The following is a 23764-nucleotide window of genomic DNA, read 5'->3' as shown; positions in this document are numbered from 1 at the left end:
GAGGCCCCTATGCAACGCTATTCCGGCTTCGGCCTGGTCAAGCACGCGCTGAGCCACCACGAGAATTGGGAGCGCCAGTGGCGCAACCCCACACCCAAGAAGCAGTACGATGTGATCATCGTCGGTGGTGGCGGGCACGGCTTGGCGACAGCCTATTACTTGGCTAAAGAGTTCGGCGTCAAGAACGTGGCGGTGATTGAGAAAGGCTGGCTGGGCGGAGGCAACACCGCCCGTAATACAACCATCGTACGTTCCAACTATTTATGGGACGAATCGGCTGCCCTTTATGAACACGCCATGAAACTGTGGGAGGGGCTTTCCCAGGATCTTAACTACAACGTGATGTTCTCCCAGCGCGGGGTGCTCAACCTGGGTCATACCCTGCAGGACATGCGCGATATCCAGCGTCGGGTGAGTGCCAACCGTCTGAACGGTATTGACGGCGAAGTGCTGGATGCCAAGGGTGTGCAGGAACTGGTGCCGATCATGGATTGCTCTGCGAGCGCGCGCTACCCGGTGATGGGTGCCTCCTGGCAGCCGCGGGCAGGGGTGGCACGCCACGACGCGGTAGCCTGGGGCTATGCGCGTGGTGCCGATGCTCACGGCGTGGATATCCTGCAGCAGACCGAAGTCACCGGCTTCAAGATTCGTGACGGACAGATTTACGGTGTACACACCAACCGTGGCGACATTGAAGCTAAAACGGTGGGTTGTGTGACTGCCGGTAACTCCTCCGTGCTGGCCAAAATGGGCGGCTTTAACTTGCCGTTGGAGTCCCATCCGCTGCAAGCCTTAGTCTCTGAGCCGATCAAACCTATTCTCGATACGGTGGTGATGTCGAACCAGGTGCATGGCTACATCAGCCAGTCCGACAAGGGCGACCTGGTGATCGGCGCGGGCATCGACGGCTATAACGGCTATGGCCAGCGCGGCAGTTATCCCACCGTGGAGCACACGCTCCAGGCGATCGTTGAAATGTTCCCAATCTTCTCTCGGGTACGCATGAACCGTCAGTGGGGCGGCATCGTCGATACCTGCCCTGATGCCTGTCCGATTATCTCCAAAACGCCGGTGAAGGGGCTGTACTTCAACTGCGGTTGGGGTACCGGCGGCTTCAAAGCCACACCAGGGTCGGGGCATGTATTCGCTGCCAGCTTGGCCAAGGGGGAAATGCACCCCATCGCCGAGCCGTTCTCCATGTTCCGCTTCCATAGCGGAGCGCTGATCGACGAACACGGCGCTGCCGGCGTGGCCCACTAGGGTACATACGAGAGGAGTATCCGCATGTTCTATATCTACTGCCCCTACTGCGGCGAACACCGTGAAGAAGAGGAATTTCACCCCAAAGGCCAGGCGCATATCGAGCGACCCAAGGAGCCCGAGGCGTGTAGTGACGAAGAATGGGGTGACTACCTGTTTTTCCGTGACAACCCGCGTGGCGTGCATCATGAAATGTGGGTGCACGCGGTGGGTTGCCGCAAGTTTTTCAACGTGACGCGTCACACCGTGAGCTACGAGATTCTCGAGACCTACAAAATGGGTGAGCAGCCCCGTATTACCGCCGAGAGCCTGGCGAGCCAGCAAACGCAGGGCAATGTGCAGGTGGCCTGTGGTGGTCAACAGACCGTGGGCGCCACCAATGCCGCAGTGCCATCGGCCAAGGGAGAGCAGGTATGAGCCAGTCCAAGCAACAAGTGTACCGTCTTAACACGGGCGGCCGTATCGACCGCTCCCGGACACTGAGCTTTACCTTTAACGGTCAGCGTTACCAAGGGCACCCCGGGGATACCCTGGCCTCGGCGCTGCTGGCCAATGGCGTGGATATCGTTAACCGCAGCTTTAAATACTCGCGCCCCCGCGGCATTGTTGCCGCCGGCGCCGAGGAGCCCAATGCCATTGTGCAGCTGGGCAGCAGCGAAGCTGGCCAAGTGCCGAATGTGCGCGCCACTCAACAGGCGCTGTATGACGGCCTGAGCGCGAGCAGCACCAACGGTTGGCCGAACGTTCAGCGCGACCTGATGGGCCTGTTCGGCAAGCTGGGCGGGCAGTTTATGCCACCGGGGTTCTACTACAAGACCTTCATGGCGCCGGCCTCGATGTGGCTGACCTACGAGAAATATATTCGCAAGGCGGCGGGGCTAGGACGCAGCCCCATGGAAGCCGATCCGGATAGCTATGATCACTTCAATCAACACTGCGATGTACTGGTCGTCGGCGCAGGCGCCGCGGGTCTGGCGGCGGCGCTGGCCGCCGCACGCAGCGGTGCACGAGTGATCGTTGCCGATGAGCAGGAAGAGATGGGCGGCTCGCTGCTGGCCAGCCGCGAAACCCTGGAAGGCAAGCCGGCGGATCAGTGGGTTGCACGAGTACTGGACGAGTTGGCGAGCTGCGAGAACGTCACGCTGCTGCCGCGTACTACAGCCAACGGCTATCACGATCATAATTTCGTTACCCTACATGAGCGGCGCACCGAACACCTGAGCGATACGGCGCCGGTGGAAAATGGTCACCGTCAGGTACGTGCGCGCCTGCACCGGGTACGCGCCGGCCAGGTGATCCTATCCACGGGCGCTCACGAGCGGCCATTGGTCTACGCGGGCAATGACGTGCCGGGCAACCTGCTGGCTGGCGCTGTGTCGACCTACATTCGTCGCTATGGCGTGGCACCGGGCCGCAAGCTGGTGCTCTCCACCAGCAACGACTACGGCTACCGCGCTGCCCTGGACTGGAAAGAGTCTGGCTGTGAGGTCGTCGCTATCGTGGACGCCCGCGAGGCGCCGGCGGGGGATTGGGTCGATGCCGCGCGCGCCCAGGGCATCAATATTATTACGGGCAGCGCCGTTATCGAGGCGAAGGGCAGCAATAGGGTTGCTGCAGCGCGGGTCGCCAAGATTGATATTGGCGCTTTCAAAGTCAGCGGCCCGGTTCAGGAATTGGCCTGCGACACCATCGCCAGCTCCGGCGGCTACAGCCCGGTGATTCACCTGGCGTCGCATACCGGCGCGCGGCCTACCTGGCGCGACGATATTCTCGGCTTCGTGCCGGGGTTGGTGAAGGGCGTTCAGGCATGTGGCGGTGCCAACGGCTGCTATGCGCTGGGAGACGTACTGGCGGAAGGTGTCGAAGCGGGCATCAAGGCAGCGGCCGCCATGGAGCATGTCGTTCAGACGGTCACTCTGCCGAGCGCCGAACGTCTGCAGCAAGGGCCTGCGGTGGCGCTCTTCCAGGTGCCCCATGAGAAGCCCACGCTGCGCGGCCCCAAACAGTTCGTCGATCTACAGAACGACGTCACCGCTGCGGGCATCGAGCTTGCGACCCGGGAAGGCTTCGAGTCCATCGAGCACATCAAGCGCTATACCGCGATGGGCTTCGGTACGGATCAGGGCAAGCTGGGCAATATCAACGGCATGGCGATTGCCGCCCGTTGCTTGAATCGCTCCATTCCCGAGGTGGGCACCACGGTGTTCCGTCCTAACTACACCCCGGTCACCTTTGGTGCCATTGTTGGTCGCCACTGCCGTGATCTGTTCGACCCCGAACGCTACACCGCGCTGCACCAGTGGCACGTGGAGCGCGGCGCCGAGTTCGAGGACGTCGGTCAGTGGAAACGCCCCTGGTACTATCCACAAAAACGCGCAGGGGCCGCCAATGGCGAACGCGAGAGTATGGCGGAGGCGGTTGCCCGCGAGTGTCTGGCGGTGCGCGAGAAAGTCGGTATCCTCGATGCCTCGACGCTTGGCAAGATCGATATTCAAGGGCCAGATGCGCGTGAGTTCCTGGCGCGGATTTACACCAACAAGTGGGAGAAGCTGGCAGTCGGCAAGTGCCGCTACGGCCTGATGTGCAAAGATGACGGCATGGTCACCGATGACGGCGTGACCAGCTGCCTTGCTGAAAATCACTTTTTGATGACCACCACTACCGGTGGCGCTGCCGCGATCCTGGAATGGTTGGAATTATGGCATCAGACCGAATGGCCGGAACTGGATGTCTACTTCTCTTCAGTGACTGACCACTGGGCCACCATGACCATCACTGGCCCGGAAGCGCGCAAGCTGCTCGCTGAGATCAGTGATCTCGATCTTGACCGAGATAGCTTTAAGTTTATGGATTGGCGGTCCGGGAAAGTGGCGGGGGTGCCTGCCCGAGTCTTCCGCATCTCCTTTACCGGCGAGCTGACCTTCGAGATCAACGTTCAGGCCAACTACGCCATGCATGTGTGGCAGACCCTGTTCAAGCATGGCGAGAAGTATGGCTTGACGCCCTATGGCACCGAAACCATGCACGTTCTGCGTGCTGAAAAGGGCTTTATCATCGTGGGGCAGGAAACCGACGGCTCCGTTACGCCGGAAGACCTGGGCATGCATTGGGCGATCGGCTACGACAAACCCTACTCATGGATTGGCAAGCGAGCCCTGACGCGTTCCGATACCAAGCGCGAGAACCGCAAGCAGTTGGTGGGACTCAGGCCGAAAGACCCGAAGGTGATTCTCGAAGAGGGGGCCCAGATCGTGCTTGATCCTAAGCATGCGATCCCTATGCCGATGGTGGGTCACGTCACCTCCAGCTACTACAGCCCGATCCTGGACTCAGGGTTTGCGCTAGCGGTGGTCAAGGGTGGCCATCAGAAACTAGGCGAGACGGTCTACCTGCCCATGGCGGATGGACAAACCCATGAGGCTGAGATCGTCAGCACCATTTTCTACGACCCCAAGGGAGAGCGCCAGCATGTCTAACGCGGCTACTTTCGACACCCGTACTGATACCGCTATCCCGGTAGAATCCCCGTTAGCCTATAGCTATCGCCGCAGCGGTGCGCCCCAGGCCAGCGGCCCAAGCCGGCTTCAGCTACGCGAGCGGGCAATGCTTGGGCATTTGATCCTGCGGGGTGGCGCCATCGTGCTTGATGAGGCAGTGCGCGACGTACTGGGAATTAGCTTGCCAGGACAGCCCCAGGCGTTGGTACAAGATGCCAGCGGTGAACGTTCTATCCAGTGGCTTTCCCCAAACGAATGGCTGGTGATCGTACCTGGTGGCGAAGAGTTCCCTCTGGAGACGAAGCTGCGTGAGCATCTGGGGGACGCCCATTTCGCGATTAGTGATGTCAGCGGTGGTCAGACGTTGCTAGAGCTTTCCGGCGAAGCAGCCCGAGAGCTGTTGATGAAAACAGTGATTTACGATGTTCACCCCAGCAATTTCCCGGTGGGCAAGGGCGTCACGACGGTCTTCGCCAAGACGACCACTATTCTTCGTCGCCCTAGTGAAGAGCGCTGGGAGTTAGTGGTACGGCGCAGCTTTGCCGACTACTGCTACCGCTGGTTGCTGGATGCAGCGGCAGAGTATGGCGTCAACGTACAACAATAAGCGGGCAGGCCGGAATGTCGTTCCGGCCGCTATGATCTTCCGCAACGGTCTGCCGCTAACTGAGAAGCATGCACTATGAGCCGAATGAGTGATACCTGGATACTTGCCGCCCAATGCCCTAGCCGCTTGGGGACGGTGGACGTCGTCACACGTTTTCTAAAAGAGCAGCAGTGCTATATCACTGAACTCAACTCTTTCGATGATCGGCTTGGCGGGCGATTTTTTATTCGTGCTGAGTTTCGTCCAGAGCGAGACGGGTTCCATAAAGAGCGCTTTCACGCCGATTTTGCGGCACGGGCAAGCGAATTCGACATGCAGTTTGAGCTGACGGCGCCGGGCAAACGTACCGGCACCGTGATTATGGTCTCCAAGGCCGATCACTGTCTGAATGATCTTCTCTACCGTTATCGGACGGGCCAGCTTCCGCTGGATATCAAAGCGGTGATTTCCAACCATCCCGATCTGGAGCCGCTGGCAACATGGCATGACTTACCCTATCACTATCTGCCGATCACGCCAGAGACGAAATTGCAGCAGGAAGCCCAGGTACGCGAAATCATCGCGGATACCGACGCTGAACTGGTGGTGCTGGCAAGGTATATGCAAGTGCTTTCGCCATCCATGTGTGAGCTATTAGCCGGCCGGGCCATCAATATTCACCACTCGCTGCTGCCCGGTTTTAAGGGCGCTAAGCCTTATCATCAGGCGTATGAGAAAGGGGTTAAGCTGGTCGGCGCAACGGCGCACTACATTAATAATGACCTTGATGAAGGGCCAATTATTGCCCAAGGGGTCGAGCCTGTGGATCACACCCACTACCCAGAGGATCTGGTTGCCAAGGGGCGTGATATCGAGTGCCTCACCTTGGCTAGAGCGATCAGCTATCACTTAGAACGCCGTGTGTTCTTTTATTCAGGGCGCACAGTCGTTTTTGGCAACTAGTTTTTTGGTAACTAGTCTTTTTGTAACCAATGCTTTTTACCTAATGCTGTTGTTAATAAACGCAAACAGTTTGAGTGCGCTTTTATAACTGGGTTGCTGTCGTTACTTAGCTTTTTTCAGAGCGATACGTAACCCCTTGTTATGTGTGAGAAGTTATGTGTGAGAAGTCGTGCTTAAAAGTATTATTTTATAAATATAAAAATATCATCAATAAAAGATAGATTAGTTTTATTTATCATCACATCAATAACTTATATGAAATTGTCAGGCATCGCCTGATTTTCCCCTGTTTATACGTCAAGAGGTGCTCCAATGCCTATCAGTGTTTTCGACCTTTTTAAGATTGGAGTAGGCCCCTCCAGTTCCCATACCGTCGGGCCCATGCAGGCGGCTTTTAAGTATGTCACAACCCTGCGCGAAAACAGCCTGCTCGATGAGGTAGGGCATCTTGAAGTCCATCTTTATGGCTCGTTATCCGCCACCGGTATCGGACATGCCACCGATAACGCGATTATTATGGGATTGATGGGTGAACGCCCTAGCACAATAGATCCCTCGATTATTGAGCCAGCCATCGAGGCGCTTAAAGAGAGCCAGTCATTACAGCTGGGTCGACAAAAAGCAGTGACGTTTGTTTGGGAGAGTGACCTCTATTTTCATGAAGAGAGCTTGCCTCATCACCCTAATGCCATGAAGCTGGCGGCTTTTACGCATCAGGGCGACTTGGTGTATGAAAATACCTATTACTCGGTGGGCGGCGGCTTTGTGGTTGAACAGGCTCAGGTGGATATGCCGCTGGACGATTTGGGTGGCGTTACCATTCCTTATAACTTCGATACGGCAGACGAACTCTTGGCGCTATGTAAAAAAGAACAGCTCAGTGTCAGTCGGCTGATGCTGGAAAATGAGAAAGTCTGGCGGACGGAGGAGGAGGTCAGAAACGAACTGTGGCGTATCTGGCAAGTGATGTGTGAATGCATCGACAATGGATTAACCCACGAAGGGATACTGCCGGGCGGGTTAAAAGTTAAGCGCAGGGCTAAGCTGCTTCACCAGCGTCTTCAAGCGGCAGAGCAGAATGATTGCCTGATAGCCTCAACGTTCTCAGCGATGGAATGGGTGAATATTTTTGCCCTCGCCGTTAACGAAGAGAATGCTGCAGGTGGGCGCATGGTCACTGCGCCCACCAATGGCGCCGCAGGCATCATCCCCGCCGTCTTACACTACTATATGAAGTTTCAGCCCAACGCCTGTGAGAAAAACGTGGTGGATTTTTTGCTGGCGGCAGGCGCCATTGGCATTCTGTGTAAGAAAAATGCCTCGATCTCCGGAGCTGAAGTGGGCTGCCAAGGGGAGGTCGGGTCGGCTTGTGCCATGGCCGCCGCTGGCTTGGCTGATGTGATGGGCGGCACGCCCGAACAAGTCGAGCATGCAGCCGAAATCGGCTTGGAGCACAATTTAGGGTTAACCTGTGACCCCGTTGGAGGGCTGGTTCAAGTCCCTTGTATTGAGCGCAACGCTATCGCAACGGTAAAGGCGATCAATGCCGCTCAGATGGCACTACGCGGCGATGGCACTCACTTTATATCGCTAGATAAAGTGATTCGTACCATGCGCGATACAGGGCGAGATATGTTGGATAAGTACAAAGAAACATCCAAAGGTGGGTTAGCGGTTAATGCTATTGAGTGTTAACAAGCGCCTGCTGGAGTAGCTACAAACGCCGGATACCCGCTGAGGGAGGAATCCGGCGTTTGTGTATGGGGGCGGCCACTAGTCAGTTGATCTGATCTGCTGTTTTTGAGGCTTTCTGAGCCTGTACTTATCAGCCACTTGCAGGCATAGTTCTTGAGTTAGTTTGAAGGCTAACAAAATATTTTTGCCTAGCTAATTCGGTCCTGTTTAGGAGGTGCCTTTTAGTATGTTGATATATATTGTCTTTTTGATGATTTTTGTGGGAGTGACCGTTGCTTTATATCAGGTGTACGAAATTCATTACAATATCAACGTCGGCAATGATAAGAAGTTGTCGAAGGCCGATAAAAACCGCTTAAAAACACTTTCTGACCAAGCTAAAGCCGCCCAACAAAACCATGCATGGGAAGATTTCGATCAAGTGACGGTCAATGCCTTGGGCTCTGAATTCACTCGGGATATCGCCTTGGCAGCGTTTTCTGAAGGGAAAGCAGGCAGCTATGCAGTCCCTTTACTGCGGCGTAAAAAAAGATTGAGCTTTAACGGCGTTAGAGAAGGTGCAGAGGGAAAGCGCATAAAAGTACGCCATTTACCGTTTTGGAAAACAACGCTGCCACATATCAATATACGAGCAGCGTTGATTATCCTGGTGATTGTTAATTGTTTCCTGGTTCAGCTATTAGCGGCCATGACTATCTACACGATTAGCTATCCGATATCGACGCCTTTGCTGACCTGGCTAAACGAACCCTTGATCGTCATGCTGGCTATTTATGCCTTTATCTTCATGACCTTCCTTATCTCAACGTTTGATAGGTATATGCACGACCTTTATCAACTTGGAGAGTTATTTAAGAAAAAAGCTGTTTAAGAAAGCCGCTGTTTAGACATCGGAGCAGCGCGTAATCTCATTAGCTAGCTGTTCCAGCAGCGCATCGTAAAGGCCAGTATCCAGCGTCAGACCCACGCCTAAGGGATCCATGACACCGATATAAGCGGACGTATCCCCAAAGACGTTATTGACCATCTGCGGATTGAACTGGGGTTCACTGAAAACGCACTGGATATTTTCGTCATTCACCAGCCTTTGCAATTCCTCAATACGTGCCGGGCTGGGTGACGATGCATCGCCGATGGAAATGGCGCCTGCCGCGTGCACATTAAAGGCCTCCTCGAAATACTGGTAAGCATCATGGAAAACAATAAAGCGTGTGTCGGCGCTGCTGGCTAAACGGTCTTGAAGAGTCTCCTGAAGGCTGGTTAAGTCCTTGTTGCCCTGGGCGGCGTTGTCGCGATAGTACGCTGCGTTATCAGGGTCGATCTCACTTAGCTGCTCGGCGATGGCATTCAGCCAACGGCGGGCATTGGCAGGATCCAGCCAGGCATGGGGATCCATGCCGGTATGGCTGTGATCATGGCCGTGATGGTCATGATATTCATGGCTGTCTTCATGATGGTCGTGGTTGTGGTCGTGATCATGGTGCCCGTGACCGTGTTCATCCCCATCGTTGAGCGCAAAGGTCGCGCCTTCGCGGTATTCCAATGTGGTGATGCCGGGCACATCCATTAGCTCAAGGTGGTGTGCATCACCGGCTAGGTTGTCAATGGGGCCTGATAGCCAGGGCGTCAGCGCGTCGCTTACCCATATCACCAGGTCAGCATCATCGAGAGATTGTGCTTCAGAAGGCCGTAGCGAGTAACCATGCGGTGAGGCACCGGGTTGAATAAACAGCTCAGGATCGCCGCGCTCCCCCATCACCTTGGCGACCAGCGAATACACGGGTGGAATATCCACCGCCACACGCGGCACGTCTGCGGCGGCAACCAGCGGGAAAGCCGCCAATAGCGGCCAAGGAAAACGAGCTAAGCGGTTATTCATCAGGGGTCTCCTCATCATCAACGATGGCTTTTGCTGGGCTCGAGCATTGGCATCGATACTCGCCTATGCTTGATCAATATGTTATAACATAACAAATAAACAAAAGACGACCTTCGATTATGCGGCTTGCTCAGTTCCCTGATAGCGATGCGATTCTGAACGTTCGCCACTTGAACGTGCGCTTTGGCGGACAGCATATCCTTGAGAACATCAGTCTCGATTTATATCGAGAGCAAGTGGTGACCTTGATTGGCCCCAACGGTTCGGGGAAATCCACTCTGGTGAAAACGCTGATCGGGGCAGTAAGGCCCACGTCGGGCCAGGTGACTATCGCCCCGCAGCAACGTATCGGTTATGTGCCCCAACGGCTGCACCTGGATCCCACCCTGCCCATGACGGTTAAGCGCTTTATCAACTTGCCGCGTCGCCATCCCCATCGCGACGTACAAAAGGCGCTGGAAGATGCTGGTGCCGAGGCTTTGATCAATGCGGCTATGAGCGAACTTTCGGGGGGGCAGTTTCAGCGCGTGCTGCTGGCCCGGGCGCTGCTGACAAAGCCCGACATTCTGATTCTTGATGAAGCGACACAGGGGCTCGACCACCGAGGCACCGCAGAATTCTACCAGCATATCGAAACCGTGCGCCGCACCTATGGTTGCGCTGTGTTGATGGTCAGCCACGATCTCCACGTCGTTATGCGTACCGCTGACCACGTGCTGTGCCTGAATCGCATTATCTGTTGCGAGGGCAAGCCCGAGCAAGTGGCCTCATCGCCGGACTATCAGGCGCTGTTTGGCGATCAGACCGCCCAGACCTTAGCCCTCTACCGCCACCATCATCAGGAGGCTGCCAATGTTGGATGATTTTATGTGGCGGGCGATGATCGCCGGTGTATTGGTGGCCATGGCCGCCGCCCCGCTGGGGTGTTTTGTGGTATGGCGGCGCATGGCCTACTTCGGCGATGCGACCGCCCACGCCGCTATTCTGGGCGTGGCGTTAGCGCTGTTATTGGACGTCTCCATCTTCTTAGGCGTACTGACGGTCGCCCTGGTGATGGCAAGCTGTGTGTCAATGCTCAGTGGACGTGGCTATGCCATGGATACCTTGCTCGGGGTAATGGCGCACTCCGCCCTGGCCATCGGCCTGGTCGCCGTGTCGTTTCTTGCCGGGGTGCGCATCGACCTGAGTGCCTATCTGTTTGGCGATATTCTGGCCGTTGGGAAAACGGATATCTGGATTATCGGCGGCGGAGTGGCCCTGGTGCTGACGCTGCTTTTCTGGCGCTGGTCATCGTTATTGACCTCCACGTTAAGCGACGAGCTTGCTTATGCCAGCGGCATCCAACCACGGCGCGAACAGCTGGTGCTCACCTTGGCGCTCGCTGTAGTCGTCGCCGTGGCGCTGAAGGTAGTGGGCGTACTGCTGATAGCCGCCTTGTTGATCATCCCGGCGGCCACCGCCCGGCCTTTTTGCCGCACGCCAGAAGCGATGGCGATTCTGGCCGCGGGGATTGCCATGCTGGCGGTGACGGCAGGGCTGAGAACCGCCTATGTGATGGATACGCCGACTGGCCCGACAATTGTCACGCTGGCTGCTGTGCTGTTCACCCTGGCCACAGGGCTGACACAAAGCTGGCGCTCACTGCGTCAGCGCCTCCAGCTTCGCGCCAAAACGGCAGCCTCTCCCTCAGATAAGTAAAAGGGGCGGCCAGCGGTATCCACTCGCCGCTGCACAACCTGACCCCAGCTATTTTCTTAAGAACGTTTCAGGAGTCATTTATGTCTTCGCTACCCGCCACTCAGTGGACGCTGCCAGACCATGCCGCCGGGGATCACGACATCAGCGTGTTGCCGCGTATCTTTGAAGACGCCATTAACATCGCGATCTTCCAGCGCCCGCTGCCCGCCGATATTGCCTTTAGCGCTCAGGCGCAATGCCAAACGGATCGTGCCTGGCAATATAGCTGGCTTGGTCACCCTGATGAAGCCTTCATCGCCGACCTGCGTCGTCACCTTCCCGCCCCGGACGCGGCGACCCCGCTGATTGAGGACATGGCGACGATTGCCGAAGCCATCGCCTTTCTGTTTGACACCCAAACCGTCGGTATTCGCTTGCGCCTGCTTAATAGCGCCATGTGCCCGCGCTTTCACTGCGATAACCTCCCCGTGCGCATGGTCACCACCTATTTCGGCCCGGGCAGCGAATGGCTGCCCGAGCACGCCATTAACCGAGAGGGACTGGGCGCGCCGCATCCCGAACGACCCGATATCGCAACTGATACCAGCGCTATTCAACGCCTTTCGCCGGGGGATATAGCGTTAATCAAAGGAAGCGGCTGGGTAGGCTGCGAAGAGCGGGGTCTGGTGCATAGAAGCCCTGCGCTGGAAAACGGTAGCAAGCGACTACTAATGAGCATTGACCCCTTTTAGTGGCTAATAGCAATGTCTCTGGAATCGCTTACCGATGATATGGGTAATCAAATGATGAATAACCAACGTATGCATGAAAAGGCGTTCAGCGCTGGTTTACAGCAAGCGCTAGCCAATCAAGCGCTAGAGGAAAAAGAATGGAAAACCAAACTACTAGCCATGCCTGCCAGCGAGTACATGAACGACGAGCAGCTGGCGTTTTTCCGCCGACAATTGCTGGCCGAGCGTAGCGAGATTGAAGTGCGCTTAAGAGAAATGAAGGAGATGATTGCCTCCCATGAGCGTGATAGCGATGAATCGGATCAAGCCTCCTTTGAGGAGGAGTTACGCTTAGCATTGCGCCAAGCGGACCGCGAGAGTCGATTGCGCAACAATATTACAGCCGCCTTAAAACGTATTGAGAGCGGTGATTATGGTTATTGCGAAGAGACCGGCGAGCCTATTGGCTTACCCCGGCTGATGTTCAGGCCCACCGCGAAGCTGTGCATTGAAGCGAAAGAGCGCCAGGAGAGTAGAGAGCACCACTACCGCAAAGCGAGGTGGGAGTGAGCTATTGCGCAGGAGCCATCATTAATACCGATCAATGTACTGACCGGCTTCCTAGGCAATGGAAAAACCATGCTTCTTAACCGCTGGGTTCATCAAACCTCCCTGCACAATATCTTGGTAGTGATTAATGAGTTTGGTGCTATCGGCTTGGATCACCAGCTGATTACCCAAAGCAATAAGCAAGCAGTAATCGAAATGAGCAGCGGTTGTTTATGCTACACCCTGCGTGGCGACCTGGGCCGAACGCTGCAACAAGCGATGGAAAACCTGGCTGAGTTGTACAATTTTTTCCACACCTCCCAAGAGGTAACCCAATGACAGCTTTAACCTTACCCGATGTAGCTAGCCAAACCAGCCGTTCTCCATGCACCTTAACCTGGGTAGGTATGGAAGGCGTTGCGTTACCTATACTTCTAAGCAGTCGAAGTGTGACAGCCAAAGTAAACGCCGGCGTCAGTCTTGACGTCACTAAAGCTCGGGGTATTCATATGTCCCGGCTGTATTTGGCGCTCGCACCGCTGGAGGAAGCACCGCTGACACTGCCCGCCCTCAAGGACGTACTGAGCGAATTTTTAACTAGCCAAACAGGACTCTCCCAGCATGCCTACCTAAGCTTCGAAGGCGAACTGCCTCTCAAGCGGGAAGCACTGATTAGTCCGCTTGTCGGGTGGAAAAGCTACCCCTTCTCCTTGCACTGCCAATTAACGCCTAATGGTTTTCAGGCTGAACTGGGGCTGACGGTGGGGTATTCGTCTACCTGCCCCTGCTCGGCGGCGCTAGCACGGCAGCTGATTCAGCAGGCCTTTGAGGAAGATTTTGCGGAAATCCCGTTAACCAAACCTGCGGTATCTGCGTGGCTAGGCAGCGAAGACGGGATACTCGCAACGCCCCATAGTCAGCGCAGCAGTGTCGAATGTAGTTTGCGTTTATCTGAAAGCGAAAGCGGAGAATTGCCCCTCGCAGATTCGATAGAAAATTCGATTGACCGTATCGAGCGAGCACTCGGTACCGCGCTGCAAACCGCGGTAAAACGTATCGATGAACAGGCCTTTGCCCTCGCCAACGGACAAAACCTGATGTTTTGTGAAGACGCGGCAAGGCGGCTGGATAAAGCACTCCGGCAAGCGCCGGGAGTGTCGGGTTTTCAGCTTAAGGTCGTGCATGCCGAAAGCCTGCACGCCCATAATGCGGTGGCGCGGAGTGAGTGGAATTGGTGAGTCCGAACGCAGAATAGCTTTTACTAAGGGGCTAAGGCGCTGCCACTGCGCAAGTGGAGATCAACGCGGAGCGGTCGCCATCGCCCCGCGCTAGTCTGCGGACAATGACATCGGTCCTCAAAGCCGCGCCTTGCCCTGGCGGTAGTACGCCTGGTGATTTTCGCTGGGTACCATGGCACCCCCCGTTGTCCAGACAAGATGCGTGGTGTTTGAAAGCGTGCCCTGCAGCCCAAGCGTGGCGCGTTCATCTGCCGAGATGCTCATTAGGCGCGCAAAGCCCGGTAACCCGGCCACGGCGGAAGGCTCAAGGTCTAGGTTTTCACTGTCCTTAATAAGCGCCACCAGCGCGTAGAGATGCTCATCACTGACGGTGTAGATGCCGTCCAGAAGCGGCTCCATCACTTTGCCTACAAAGGCAGATGCGCGCCCAACGGCCAGGCCGTCGGCGCAGGTGAGGTTATCAAGGCCGATGTCCTGAACGCTGATGCCGTTATGAAGCTGCGTGTACATACCCAGCAGCATGCAGGGTGAATGGGTGGGTTCGGCAAACAGGCAGTGGACGCTATCGCCAAATACGTGTTTAAGGCCAAAAGCGATACCGCCAGGTCCGCCGCCTACGCCGCAGGGCAGGTAGACGATCAGTGGGTGCTCGTTATCAACACGTACGTTTTGCGCTTGTAACTGCTCTTTCAGGCGCAGTGCAGCCACGGCATAGCCCAGAAACAGTGAGGTCGAATCCTCATCATCGACAAAGTGGCAGCGCGGCGTGCGCAGTGCTTCTTCACGCCCTTGCGTTACGGCAACGCTATAGTCGGATTGATGTTCAACAACCTGCACGCCCTTTTCACGCAGCAGCGCCTTTTTCCAGGCGCGGGCATCCGCCGACATGTGCACGGTCACGTTGAAACCCAGCTTGGCGCCGATAATCCCGATGCTCAAGCCCAGATTGCCGGTCGAGCCGACCACGATCGAGTGCTGTGAAAACAGCGCGCGAAATGGTTCCGAGGCAAAGTAGGTGTAGTCATCCTCATGAGTTAACAGGCCATGGGTCATTGCCAGCGCCTCGGCATGGAGCAGCACTTCATAGATGCCTCCACGCGCCTTAATTGACCCGGAAATGGGCAAATGGCTATCGCATTTGATCAGAAAGTGATCGGGCGGTGCCACATCAAGCCATTGGGCCACCGCGTGGGCGGCACCGTCTGCTCGATTTAAGGAGGATTCGATGATGCCATCCAGGGTTGACGTTTCGGGAAATGCCTGTACGAAATAGGGTGCAAAGCGCTTAAGGCGCGCGGCGGCATCCTCAATATCGCTGAACTGAAGCGCAAGCTGATGCTCTACTTCGGCGAAGGGGCGCCGCTTGGGATTGAGCCATATCGTTTCATTGCTCTGGCGTATCGCGTTGAGCGTAGTGTCCGTTTTGGCATCCAAGATGCCAAGCCAGTCCTCACGTGTAGAAGTACCCATAGCCTTACCTATGAAAGTTAATGCCAACCAGCAGTAATAAAAGCGAAAAAATTCGTTTGAGTAACAGCGGGTTGAGCCGGTGTGAGAGGCGCGCGTCAAAGCGTGCGGATAACATGCTGGTATCCCTAATAACCATTAGCGGGGGTAGGTAAACATAGACCAAGCTTCACTTGGGCAACCCTTCGGCGCACAGGCCACACGCCGCCGAGGCGGCACAGTGTGCTTCATGGAAAAAAACGCGCCAGCTCAAAAGAGGGACTGTCAACGCGCCGCCGCCAACACCAAAAATACTTGCGAGTATTCCAGCTGTAGAGCCAAGGAGTATGTAGATAATCAGTTCCAATGTAGTCTGTTTCCCTCGGCTAGTGAGAATATCCCGTGTGACCCGAGCGGGAGAGTTGGTTTGGGCTAGGCAAACCCTAAGAAACCTTCTGCTCTGCTAAGTGGCTCGACCTGGGCCAAATACGCCAAGTCGACTTTGGGTCGTTCAAGCATCGCGTCGCCAATAAATAATGTCTCAAGTTCACGAGCAAAGGCGAGAGTTTGCAGATCGCTTCCCCGGCGGCCGATAATCTGCAGGCCGAACGGCATGCCGTTTTGATCGCGCCCGGTGGGGAGTGTGACCGATGGGTGGCCGGCGAGTGTCGAAGCGTAGGCCATGGAGAGCCAGTGGTAATAGCTCTGGGTCGGCTCACCGTCGATTTCGCTTGGGTAGAGTTCGTGCCAGTCGCGCGGGCTGATGGTCGTGGTCGGCGCGAGGATAAAGTCGTGGTGCTCGAAAAACACCTGCCAATCGCGGTAAAGCTGTTGCTGATTGGTCAAGGCGCGCACCACGTCCAGCGCGGAGTAGCTTTCGCCTTCGCGCACGTTATCGCGCACGTTGGGGCCGACTTTATCCGGGTATTGCTGGAGCAAATCGCGGTGAATGCCGGAAAAGCAGAGCGCGCGAATCACGGCGAAGGTGTCGTCGGCGTTTGAACACTTCGGGTGGGTGTCGTCCAGGCGGGCAAACACGTGACCGAAGCGCGAGAGCTTGTCGTGGAAGCTCTCCTTGATGAGCCGTTCGGTCATGGCGAAGCCGAAATCCGGCGTGAAGGCGACCCGTTGGCTGCACAGATCGACACGGGGCAGCTGGCGAAACGCCTCCGGCGTATAGACCGGCTGGCCCTCTACTACCGGGGTCCAGGGGTCGCGGCGATCGGGGCGAATCATGGTTGATAGCATCAGCGCGGCATCATCTACGCTGCGTGCCATGGGACCGTTGAGCGACATGGGTAGCCAGCCAAGCGCCCGGCTATGCCCCGGCACCAAGCCGGGCGAGGGTCGAAAGCCCACTACGCCGCAAAACGCCGCCGGGTTGCGCAGGCTGCCGCCGGTATCCGAGCCGGTGGCCAGCGGCGCCATACCGCAGGCCAGCGCTACGGCGGAGCCGCCGGAGGAGCCCGCCGCCGAGCGGGTCACGTCGAAAGGATTGGCGGTCACGCCGTAAATCGCATTACGGGTGTTGCCTCCGGCGCTCCACTCGGGATTGTTGGTCTTGCCCATCACCACTGCGCCGGCCTGGCGAAGCTGGGCCACCATGGGGTCGTCGCCCTGGGCCACGTTATTGGCGTAGATCTGGCTGCCGAAGGTGGTGGGCAGCCCGGCCACATCGACCATGTCCTTCACACACAGCGGTAAACCATGCAGCGCGCCAAGCGGCTCGCCTTTGTCGATGGCGCGCTGGGCGTCGCGGGCAGCTTGATACATGGCGTCCACATCCTGGGCTACCAAGGCGTTCACGGCGGGGTTGGTCGCCTCAACGCGGACCAGGCAGCTCTCGGTCAGCTCGACGGCGGAGAGTTGTTTGGTTGTGAGCAGGCGGCGCGCCTCGAAAGCGCTCAAATCACAAGCATTCATGTCTAGTTTCCTATCAAGAAGTTACGCCACCGGGGCGAAGGCGGCGAAGTCCCAGGAGCGCCCGGGGGCCACCTTGATCAGCTGGCGTGTATAGGTGGCCTGCGGGTTGCCCAACACCTGCTGGGCGGGGCCGTACTCGACGACCTGGCCTCGATGCATGACCAGCACGTCGTCACAGATTTGCGCCGCGACGCGCAGGTCGTGGGTGATGAACAGAACCGCCACCCCCAGGCGTTTTTGCAAGTCCTCCAAAAGTGCCAGCACCTGCGTCTGCACCGAGACATCCAGCGCCGAGACGGCTTCGTCGGCAACGATCACATCCGGCTCCATGGCCAGCGCCCGGGCGATGGCGATCCGCTGGCGCTGCCCGCCGGAGAACTGGTGGGGAAAGCGGTCGATGGCGTCCGCCGGTAGGCCGACCAGTTCCAGAAGCTCCTTGGCCTTAATGAGCGCGGCCTTGTAGGAGTGACCGTAGTTGGTGGGGCCTTCGGTCAAACTCTGGCCGATGGTCAGGCGCGGGTTAAGCGATCGGTAAGGGTCCTGAAAGACCATCTGGATGCGCCCGCGATGAGGCTTGAGGCTGCGTGAATGCAGGCCTGCGATGTCCTGTCCGCTCACGCGAATGGTGCCGCCGGTCGGGGTGATCAAGCGCATCACGCAGCGGGCCAGGGTCGATTTGCCTGAGCCCGACTCGCCCACGATTCCCAGCGTGCGGCCCTGTTGAAGCTGGAAGGAGACGTTGTTGACCGCGTGGGTGCCGGCGCGTCTGGGGCGCAAGTAGCTCAACAGCGTGCGGCGCGGGGTGAACTCCTTGTGCAGCTCGGCCACGTCGAGTACCTGGCGGTTCCACTGTTCGGCGCGTGGCGGGCGAGGTGTGAGGCTCGGCACCGCCGCCAGCAGGCGCTGGGTATACGCCTCCTTGGGCGCGCTCAGCACCTGATGAACCGAGCCCTGCTCGACGATTTCGCCCTGATTCATCACGCAGACGCGGTCGGCGATATCGACCACGACGCCCATGTCGTGGGTGATGAACAACACGGCGGTGCCGTGCTTTTGCTTTAGCTCGCGAATCAGCTTGAGGATCTGGTGCTGGGTGGTCACGTCCAGTGCCGTGGTCGGCTCGTCGGCAATCAATAGCCGCGGTTTAAGCAGCAGCGCCATGGCGATCATGATGCGCTGGCGCTGCCCACCGGAGAGCTGGTGCGGAAAGCTCTCGAAGACCCGCTGGATATCCGGCAGATGCACCTGCTCGAGCGCCTCGAGCACCTGGGCGTGGCGTTCGGCCTTGGAGGCCTGGGTATGGCAGGCCAACACCTCATCAAGCTGTTTGCCTACGCTAAGAACAGGGTTGAGTGCGGTCATGGGTTCTTGAAAAATCATCGCCATGCGGCTGCCACGAAGAGCGCTCAGGCGCTTCGGCGTGGCGTCCAGAAGCGACTCGCCGTCGAGGGAGATGCGCCCGCCGGTCGCGGCCAGGCTGCGTTTGGGTAAAAGGCCCATGGCGGTCAGCGACGAAACGGACTTGCCCGAGCCGCTTTCGCCCACCAGGCAGAGCGTCTCGCCCGTCTGAATATCGAAGGAGACGCCTCTCAGGATCGGTCGTGGCGTGCTGTCCGTGGTGTTGACCACCAGGGAGTCGACGCTCAATACGGGGGTATTGGAGCTCATGTCAGCCCTCCTTGCGTTTCATGGTGGGATCCAAAGAGTCGCGCGCCGCATCGCCGAGCAGATTGATCGACAGGATACACAGCGACAGCAGCAGGCCCGCCCAGAAGATCAGCGCCGGTTTCAACTGAAAATAGATGCGCCCGTCGGACATGATGTTGCCCCAGGTCGGCGTCTCCGAGCTCAGCCCCACGCCGAGAAATGAGAGCGTCGCCTCGGTGAGAATCGCCGCGGCGCACACGTAGGTGCACTGCACGATCAGCGGGGCGAAGGTGTTGGGCATCAAGTGGCGCCATAGGATCAAGCGGGTCGGCGTACTCATGACCACCGCGGCTTCCACGAATGCCTCTTCCCGGGTGGCGAGCACCTGGGAGCGTACAAGGCGTACGATCTGAGGGATTTCAGGAATGGTGATCGCGATCATCAGCATCCAGAGATTCGCGGAAGTGAGCGAGACGATGGCGATGGCGGCGAGAATGCCCGGAATCGCCATCAGGCCATCCATGAAGCGCATTAGCACCGCGTCGATGGCGCGAAAGTAGCCGGCGACCAGTCCCAGGGGCAGGCCTATCAGCACAGTGAGAAACGCCACTCCCAGCCCTACCATCAGCGATACGCGTGCGCCATACACTACACGGGAGAAAAGATCCCGGCCGTAGGCGTCGGTGCCCAGCCAGTGGGTCGCATTCATGTCTTGAAGACGGTTGGCCGGTGATAGCGCGGTCGGATCAAAAGGCGCTATCAGCGGCGCGAACACTGCCATCAGAACGATCATGGCAAGGAGAGTGCCGGCGATCGGTGTGGTGGTGCGCGCCTTGAGCCCCAGCGCTTTACTGGTCAAGGCGTGTAGAGAGGTTTTCGCCGGCCGTCCGTGTAGTCGAGGTTGTGTATGCATCAGTAACGGATCCTCGGGTCGGTGATGGCGTAGGAGAGATCGATCAAGAGATTAATCAGTACGTAAAGACCGGCGGTAAGCAAAATGATGGCCTGAATGACCGGGTAGTCGCGTGCCAGAACGGCATCGATGATCAACCGGCCAAGCCCGGGGATGTTGAACACGCTTTCGGTCACCACCACGCCGGAGACCATCAGCGCAAACCCGGTACCGATGACGGTGAGAATCGGCACGCCGGCGTTGCGCAGGGCGTGGCGAAACAGCACCAGACGCTCGCCTAGGCCCTTGGCGCGGGCGGTACGGATGTAGTCCTCCTTGAGTACTTCGAGCATGCTGGCCCGGGTCATGCGCGCGATCAGGGCGATATATACCGAGGAGAGCGTCAAGGCGGGCAGCACCAGGCGGCTGGCGAACTCGCCAATACCGTTATCCAGGCTGCGATAGCCCTGGACCGGCAGCCAGCCGAGCTCGATGGCGAACACCTGGATCAGGATGTAACCAATGACGAAAACCGGTACCGAAAAACCGACCACGGAGACCGACATGACCAGATTGTCGATCCAGCTACCCTGACGCCAGGCGGCCACTACGCCGAGCGGCACGGCAATTAGCACGGTGAACGCGATAGCGGCCAGGGCCAGGCTGATGGTGGGCTCCAGGCGCTGGGTGATCATCGACAGCACCGCGGTCTGAGAGATCAAGGATGTTCCGAAGTCGCCTTGAAGCATGTTGCCTATCCAGATGAAAAACTGGGTATGCAGCGGCTGATCCAGCCCCAGGGCCGTGCGAATACTGGCCACCTGCGCTGGGCTTGCCATATCGCCGGCAATGATCACCGCCGGGTCGCCCGGGGCCAGGCGCAGCAGTAAGAACACGGAGAGCGCCACGACCAGCATGACCGGAATCGCGGCCAGCAGTCGTCGAATGAAATAATTAAGCATGGAGAGTTCCTCGAGTCGTCGGCAAAGCGCAACGCACCCCTGCCCACGGTGGGGCAGGGACGTGCATTAGTCGGCTTTCTGCATGCCCCAGAACACGGGAACGGGGCCTTCCACGACGTCGCTCAGCTCGTCGCGCCAGGAGACGACATTCTGGAACTGACCCAGAGGAATGACCGTACCTTGTTCCATGGCGTGCTGCTGAACCGCATCCGCCAGAGCTTGGCGCTGCTCGTCGCCTTGCGCCATGGCATACTCGGCGCGCAACTCCTCCATTTCCGGGTCAGTGGGCCAGCCAAACCAGCTCTCATCTTCTCCGGTACCGATCAACAACGGGTTGATCGAGGGTGACCAGATACTGTCCACGCCGAAGTTGGTGAATATCATATCCCAGCCGCCTTCGCTGGACGGGGCGCGGCTGGCACGCTGGCTGACCAGGGTCTGCCAATCCATCTGGCGAAGTTCGACGTTGAAGCCAGCGCCGCGCAGCGCTTGGGCGACCACGAGCGGGGGCGGGGTGAGGGTGGCCACATCCGAAGGCTGCAACAACACGACCGGGGTCTGGTCGTAACCAGCTTCTTCGAGCAGCGCACGGGCCTGCTCCAGGTCGCCGCCAGCAAGTAGCGATTCGCCCCCGGTTTCGGTCGAGAGTGGTGTGCTACAGCCAAATACCGAGGCACAGGTTTCATAAAAGCGCGGGTCGCCGACCAGCGCCGCCATGACATCTTCCTGGCTGATTGCCAAGAGCGCCGCGCGGCGAATGCGTATGTCGTCGAACGGAGGATGCAGGAAGTTCATGCGGGCCAGTGTCTGCATGCCCAGCGGGTCGAGCACCTCGGCGTGAATGTCCGGATTGCTCTCCAGAAGCGGCAACAGATCGAAGGGCGTGCGCTCGATATAGTCAATATCACCGCTGTTGATGGCGTTGACCATGGTCTGCACGTCGGGCATGTGGATCCACTCGACCCGATCGACGTACACCTCTTTGCTGCCAGCCGTGCCGGAAGGGGCCTCGTCGCGCGGTACGTACCCCTCGAAGCGCTCGTAAACCGCTTTTACGCCGGGCTGAAACTCGTCCCCCAGAAAGCGAAACGGGCCGGAGCCGATCTGGTTGGGCAGCGGATGGCCGGGCTTAACCGAGGCGACCGCTTCGGGCATCATAAACGCCGCTACCGCCGAGGGCTTGGAGAGCAGGCCGATCACATCACCCAGTGGGCTTGAAAGCGTGAGCTCGAAGCGCTGGTCATCGAGTTCGGTCAAGCTTTCCAGGTGATCGAAGATGAGCATGCCGCCGGGGTCGAACGCGCCCCAGCGCTCCAGCGAGGCGATGCAGTCGGCGGCGGTGACCGATGTATCGTCGTGCCAAGTCAACCCGTCACGCAGGGTGAAGGTATAGGTCAACCCGTCATCGGAGACCTCCCAGTCGGCCATCTGCGGCTGCGGGTTCAGATCGGCGTCGAGCCCGAGCAGCGTGTCGTAGATCATGTAACCGTGGTTGCGGGCGATAGTGGCACTGCTCGAAACCGGGTCCAGCGCTCTCAGTGCGGAGTGCATGACCGCACTCACGGTCGTATCGGCCAGCGCCGGTGAGCTGAACGAAAGTGCCCCAGCCATGCCAAAAGCAGTGAGCATCGCTGTTTTTGAAAAGCGGGAGGTAGTCATTAGTGTGTGCATCGCAATCTCCGTTGAAATTATTAATGGCTGGCGACAAACGAAATAGCATTGGGCAAGCAGCGGAAGGTTATTTTTCTAATACGCCTTATTAATTTGCCTCTGCAATCGATACTAGCGCTGGTAAAAGTCATCACGTTAGATGTATTTTTCGAATGCGGTATTGCCTTTAAAGCAATGCAATTTACGAACCAGCCACGAGAGAGATCAATGAACGAACGTCTCCTAATCGACTCAGCGTTGCGTTATTTTCTAGAGATTGTGCGCCATGGTTCGATTAATAAAGCGTCGCATCATCTGCATGTGGCCCCTTCCGCCGTTAGCCGCCAAATTGCTCGTCTTGAGGCGGAACTTGGGAGTCAGCTATTTGAGCGTCATCCCACCGGTATGCGCTTAAGCCCATCCGGAGAGCTTCTAGCGGCGCATGCCCGTAAGGCTCGCCTGGATGCCGTTCGTGTTGTTGAGGAAATTACCGGTCTTGAGGGAATACTGCGCGGCACGGTACGCATTGCCAGTATCGAGGGATTGGCCAGCTATTTATTACCGCACGTCATCAGTGAATACCGTAAAAAACATCACGGTATTCACTTTGATTTGATGGTCACGTCGTCCACTGATGTGACGCAGCGGGTTTGCGAAGGTTTGGCAGATATAGGCCTTACCATTTCGCCCGCACCAGCAAAGAACATTATGGTAGAAAAACGGATTATGGCGCCTATTCACGCAGTGATGCATAACACTCACACGTTGGCGGCTAAAAAAAACGTTTCACTGGCGCAACTCAGCCATTATGCACTGGCGCTGCCTACCGAGAACACCACCATTCGTCAGCTGTTTAACGTTAGCTGTAGTCGGCAGGGACTGTTGATAGAGCCAGTGATGGTGAGCAATTTTGTCACCACTTTGGTTCACTTTGCTGCCAGTAATGGGGGAATTACGCTTATTGGCGATGTCTCGGTGCGACACTTGAGTGACGCAACCCAGATCGTGTCTCTGCCCATTAGGGATCGAGAAATGAGTGGACGCACAATTGAGGTGCAAACTCTGGCTGGGCGCACCTTACCCAAAGGTGTGGCAGATTTTCTGGGCGATTTATGCGTAGCATTAGATCCTGTTGAGCCATGAGTTCATGCTGATCTAGTCAGCGTGAA

21 protein-coding genes are annotated in these 23764 nt (G+C 57.5%); 14 read left to right on the top strand and 7 right to left on the bottom strand.

Annotated elements, in window-relative coordinates; all coding sequences use genetic code 11:
* The first annotated feature begins 9 nt into the window (after nucleotides 1–9).
* The 7 genes from ACUVOF_RS12735 to ACUVOF_RS12705 all read left to right on the top strand — a co-directional run bounded on the left by ACUVOF_RS12735 (nucleotide 10) and on the right by ACUVOF_RS12705 (nucleotide 8872).
* Nucleotides 10–1260 (top strand): sarcosine oxidase subunit beta family protein, encoded by a 1251-nt coding sequence (locus ACUVOF_RS12735; protein WP_447044710.1) that lies wholly within the window; start codon nucleotides 10–12, stop codon nucleotides 1258–1260.
* A 24-nt stretch (nucleotides 1261–1284) separates the two neighbouring features.
* Entirely contained in the window at nucleotides 1285–1677 is a 393-nt protein-coding gene (locus tag ACUVOF_RS12730; protein ID WP_447044709.1) for a sarcosine oxidase subunit delta, read from the top strand.
* Complete coding sequence (locus ACUVOF_RS12725) at nucleotides 1674–4736, top strand: sarcosine oxidase subunit alpha family protein (protein WP_447044708.1); 3063 nt, start codon at nucleotides 1674–1676, stop codon at nucleotides 4734–4736. The genes ACUVOF_RS12730 and ACUVOF_RS12725 overlap by 4 nt, the downstream gene beginning before the upstream one ends.
* Nucleotides 4729–5364 (top strand): sarcosine oxidase subunit gamma, encoded by a 636-nt coding sequence (locus ACUVOF_RS12720; RefSeq protein WP_447044707.1) that lies wholly within the window; start codon nucleotides 4729–4731, stop codon nucleotides 5362–5364. Before ACUVOF_RS12725 ends, ACUVOF_RS12720 begins: the two co-directional genes overlap by 8 nt.
* Nucleotides 5365–5439: 75 nt before the next feature.
* Nucleotides 5440–6306 (top strand): formyltetrahydrofolate deformylase, encoded by an 867-nt coding sequence (gene purU, locus ACUVOF_RS12715; RefSeq protein WP_447044706.1) that lies wholly within the window; start codon nucleotides 5440–5442, stop codon nucleotides 6304–6306.
* Nucleotides 6307–6618: 312 nt separating this feature from the next.
* The gene (locus tag ACUVOF_RS12710; RefSeq protein WP_447044705.1) at nucleotides 6619–8001 is read left to right on the top strand and encodes an L-serine ammonia-lyase; all 1383 of its coding nucleotides are present in this window, start codon (nucleotides 6619–6621) and stop codon (nucleotides 7999–8001) included.
* A gap of 226 nt (nucleotides 8002–8227) precedes the next feature.
* On the top strand, nucleotides 8228–8872 hold the full coding sequence (locus tag ACUVOF_RS12705; protein WP_447044704.1) for a hypothetical protein: 645 nt from the start codon (nucleotides 8228–8230) through the stop codon (nucleotides 8870–8872).
* Nucleotides 8873–8884: 12 nt separating this feature from the next.
* Here the strand turns inward: ACUVOF_RS12705 and ACUVOF_RS12700 are convergent, their stop codons facing one another.
* Complete coding sequence (locus ACUVOF_RS12700; RefSeq protein ID WP_447044703.1) at nucleotides 8885–9880, bottom strand: zinc ABC transporter substrate-binding protein; 996 nt, start codon at nucleotides 9878–9880, stop codon at nucleotides 8885–8887.
* Between the two features lie 119 nt (nucleotides 9881–9999).
* Between ACUVOF_RS12700 and ACUVOF_RS12695 the strand changes: the two genes are divergently transcribed.
* The 6 genes from ACUVOF_RS12695 (at nucleotide 10000) to folE2 (ending at nucleotide 14075) form a co-directional block, all read left to right on the top strand.
* Entirely contained in the window at nucleotides 10000–10743 is a 744-nt protein-coding gene (locus ACUVOF_RS12695; RefSeq protein ID WP_447044702.1) for a metal ABC transporter ATP-binding protein, read from the top strand.
* Nucleotides 10733–11578: a metal ABC transporter permease gene (locus ACUVOF_RS12690; protein WP_447044701.1), complete on the top strand. Its 846-nt coding sequence runs from the start codon at nucleotides 10733–10735 to the stop codon at nucleotides 11576–11578. The genes ACUVOF_RS12695 and ACUVOF_RS12690 overlap by 11 nt, the downstream gene beginning before the upstream one ends.
* An 80-nt stretch (nucleotides 11579–11658) precedes the next feature.
* Entirely contained in the window at nucleotides 11659–12309 is a 651-nt protein-coding gene (locus tag ACUVOF_RS12685; RefSeq protein WP_447044700.1) for a DUF1826 domain-containing protein, read from the top strand.
* A 159-nt stretch (nucleotides 12310–12468) separates the two neighbouring features.
* Complete coding sequence (locus ACUVOF_RS12680; RefSeq protein WP_447044811.1) at nucleotides 12469–12858, top strand: TraR/DksA C4-type zinc finger protein; 390 nt, start codon at nucleotides 12469–12471, stop codon at nucleotides 12856–12858.
* Between the two features lie 3 nt (nucleotides 12859–12861).
* On the top strand, nucleotides 12862–13176 hold the full coding sequence (locus ACUVOF_RS12675; RefSeq protein WP_447044810.1) for a GTP-binding protein: 315 nt from the start codon (nucleotides 12862–12864) through the stop codon (nucleotides 13174–13176).
* Nucleotides 13173–14075 carry a GTP cyclohydrolase FolE2 gene (gene folE2 / locus ACUVOF_RS12670; RefSeq protein ID WP_447044699.1) on the top strand — a complete coding sequence of 301 codons (903 nt, stop codon included), beginning with the start codon at nucleotides 13173–13175 and terminating at the stop codon, nucleotides 14073–14075. The genes ACUVOF_RS12675 and folE2 overlap by 4 nt, the downstream gene beginning before the upstream one ends.
* A gap of 117 nt (nucleotides 14076–14192) precedes the next feature.
* Here folE2 and ACUVOF_RS12665 read toward each other — a convergent pair whose 3' ends face one another.
* The 6 genes from ACUVOF_RS12665 to ACUVOF_RS12640 form a co-directional block, all read right to left on the bottom strand.
* Entirely contained in the window at nucleotides 14193–15545 is a 1353-nt protein-coding gene (locus ACUVOF_RS12665) for a D-serine ammonia-lyase (RefSeq protein ID WP_447044698.1), read from the bottom strand.
* Nucleotides 15546–15953: 408 nt separating this feature from the next.
* A complete protein-coding gene (locus ACUVOF_RS12660) occupies nucleotides 15954–17444 on the bottom strand; it encodes an amidase (protein WP_447044697.1) in 1491 nt (496 codons plus the stop codon).
* A gap of 21 nt (nucleotides 17445–17465) precedes the next feature.
* Nucleotides 17466–19112, bottom strand: coding sequence for an ABC transporter ATP-binding protein (locus tag ACUVOF_RS12655; RefSeq protein WP_447044696.1), 1647 nt, complete (start codon nucleotides 19110–19112; stop codon nucleotides 17466–17468).
* Between the two features lies 1 nt (nucleotide 19113).
* Nucleotides 19114–20004, bottom strand: a complete 891-nt coding sequence (locus ACUVOF_RS12650; RefSeq protein WP_447044695.1) for an ABC transporter permease — start codon at nucleotides 20002–20004, stop codon at nucleotides 19114–19116.
* Nucleotides 20004–20945, bottom strand: a complete 942-nt coding sequence (locus ACUVOF_RS12645; protein ID WP_447044694.1) for an ABC transporter permease — start codon at nucleotides 20943–20945, stop codon at nucleotides 20004–20006. Before ACUVOF_RS12645 ends, ACUVOF_RS12650 begins: the two co-directional genes overlap by 1 nt.
* Nucleotides 20946–21011: 66 nt before the next feature.
* Nucleotides 21012–22616, bottom strand: coding sequence for an ABC transporter substrate-binding protein (locus ACUVOF_RS12640; RefSeq protein WP_447044693.1), 1605 nt, complete (start codon nucleotides 22614–22616; stop codon nucleotides 21012–21014).
* A gap of 207 nt (nucleotides 22617–22823) precedes the next feature.
* Here ACUVOF_RS12640 and ACUVOF_RS12635 point away from each other — a divergent pair, with 207 nt between their 5' ends.
* Nucleotides 22824–23738, top strand: a complete 915-nt coding sequence (locus ACUVOF_RS12635; protein WP_447044692.1) for a LysR family transcriptional regulator — start codon at nucleotides 22824–22826, stop codon at nucleotides 23736–23738.
* Nucleotides 23739–23764: the final 26 nt, after the last annotated feature.

The sequence above is a fragment of the Vreelandella sp. H-I2 genome (genome assembly GCF_052959335.1).
The sequence above is the reverse complement of the archived record's forward strand: the minus strand, read 5'-3'. Positions and strand labels throughout refer to the sequence as shown.

Excerpts from the sequence above, each read along its gene's own strand:
- ACUVOF_RS12700 (WP_447044703.1), bottom strand. The coding sequence starts at position 9,880 with ATGAATAACCGCTTAGCTCGTTTTCCTTGGCCGCTATTGGCGGCTTTC.
- ACUVOF_RS12730 (WP_447044709.1), top strand. The coding sequence starts at position 1,285 with ATGTTCTATATCTACTGCCCCTACTGCGGCGAACACCGTGAAGAAGAG.
- ACUVOF_RS12660 (WP_447044697.1), bottom strand. The coding sequence starts at position 17,444 with ATGAATGCTTGTGATTTGAGCGCTTTCGAGGCGCGCCGCCTGCTCACA.
- purU (WP_447044706.1), top strand. The coding sequence starts at position 5,440 with ATGAGCCGAATGAGTGATACCTGGATACTTGCCGCCCAATGCCCTAGC.
- ACUVOF_RS12645 (WP_447044694.1), bottom strand. The coding sequence starts at position 20,945 with ATGCTTAATTATTTCATTCGACGACTGCTGGCCGCGATTCCGGTCATG.
- ACUVOF_RS12735 (WP_447044710.1), top strand. The coding sequence starts at position 10 with ATGCAACGCTATTCCGGCTTCGGCCTGGTCAAGCACGCGCTGAGCCAC.
- ACUVOF_RS12705 (WP_447044704.1), top strand. The coding sequence starts at position 8,228 with ATGTTGATATATATTGTCTTTTTGATGATTTTTGTGGGAGTGACCGTT.
- ACUVOF_RS12665 (WP_447044698.1), bottom strand. The coding sequence starts at position 15,545 with ATGGGTACTTCTACACGTGAGGACTGGCTTGGCATCTTGGATGCCAAA.
- ACUVOF_RS12720 (WP_447044707.1), top strand. The coding sequence starts at position 4,729 with ATGTCTAACGCGGCTACTTTCGACACCCGTACTGATACCGCTATCCCG.
- ACUVOF_RS12655 (WP_447044696.1), bottom strand. The coding sequence starts at position 19,112 with ATGAGCTCCAATACCCCCGTATTGAGCGTCGACTCCCTGGTGGTCAAC.
- folE2 (WP_447044699.1), top strand. The coding sequence starts at position 13,173 with ATGACAGCTTTAACCTTACCCGATGTAGCTAGCCAAACCAGCCGTTCT.
- ACUVOF_RS12710 (WP_447044705.1), top strand. The coding sequence starts at position 6,619 with ATGCCTATCAGTGTTTTCGACCTTTTTAAGATTGGAGTAGGCCCCTCC.
- ACUVOF_RS12640 (WP_447044693.1), bottom strand. The coding sequence starts at position 22,616 with ATGCACACACTAATGACTACCTCCCGCTTTTCAAAAACAGCGATGCTC.
- ACUVOF_RS12635 (WP_447044692.1), top strand. The coding sequence starts at position 22,824 with ATGAACGAACGTCTCCTAATCGACTCAGCGTTGCGTTATTTTCTAGAG.
- ACUVOF_RS12695 (WP_447044702.1), top strand. The coding sequence starts at position 10,000 with ATGCGGCTTGCTCAGTTCCCTGATAGCGATGCGATTCTGAACGTTCGC.
- ACUVOF_RS12680 (WP_447044811.1), top strand. The coding sequence starts at position 12,469 with ATGCCTGCCAGCGAGTACATGAACGACGAGCAGCTGGCGTTTTTCCGC.
- ACUVOF_RS12690 (WP_447044701.1), top strand. The coding sequence starts at position 10,733 with ATGTTGGATGATTTTATGTGGCGGGCGATGATCGCCGGTGTATTGGTG.
- ACUVOF_RS12685 (WP_447044700.1), top strand. The coding sequence starts at position 11,659 with ATGTCTTCGCTACCCGCCACTCAGTGGACGCTGCCAGACCATGCCGCC.
- ACUVOF_RS12725 (WP_447044708.1), top strand. The coding sequence starts at position 1,674 with ATGAGCCAGTCCAAGCAACAAGTGTACCGTCTTAACACGGGCGGCCGT.
- ACUVOF_RS12650 (WP_447044695.1), bottom strand. The coding sequence starts at position 20,004 with ATGCATACACAACCTCGACTACACGGACGGCCGGCGAAAACCTCTCTA.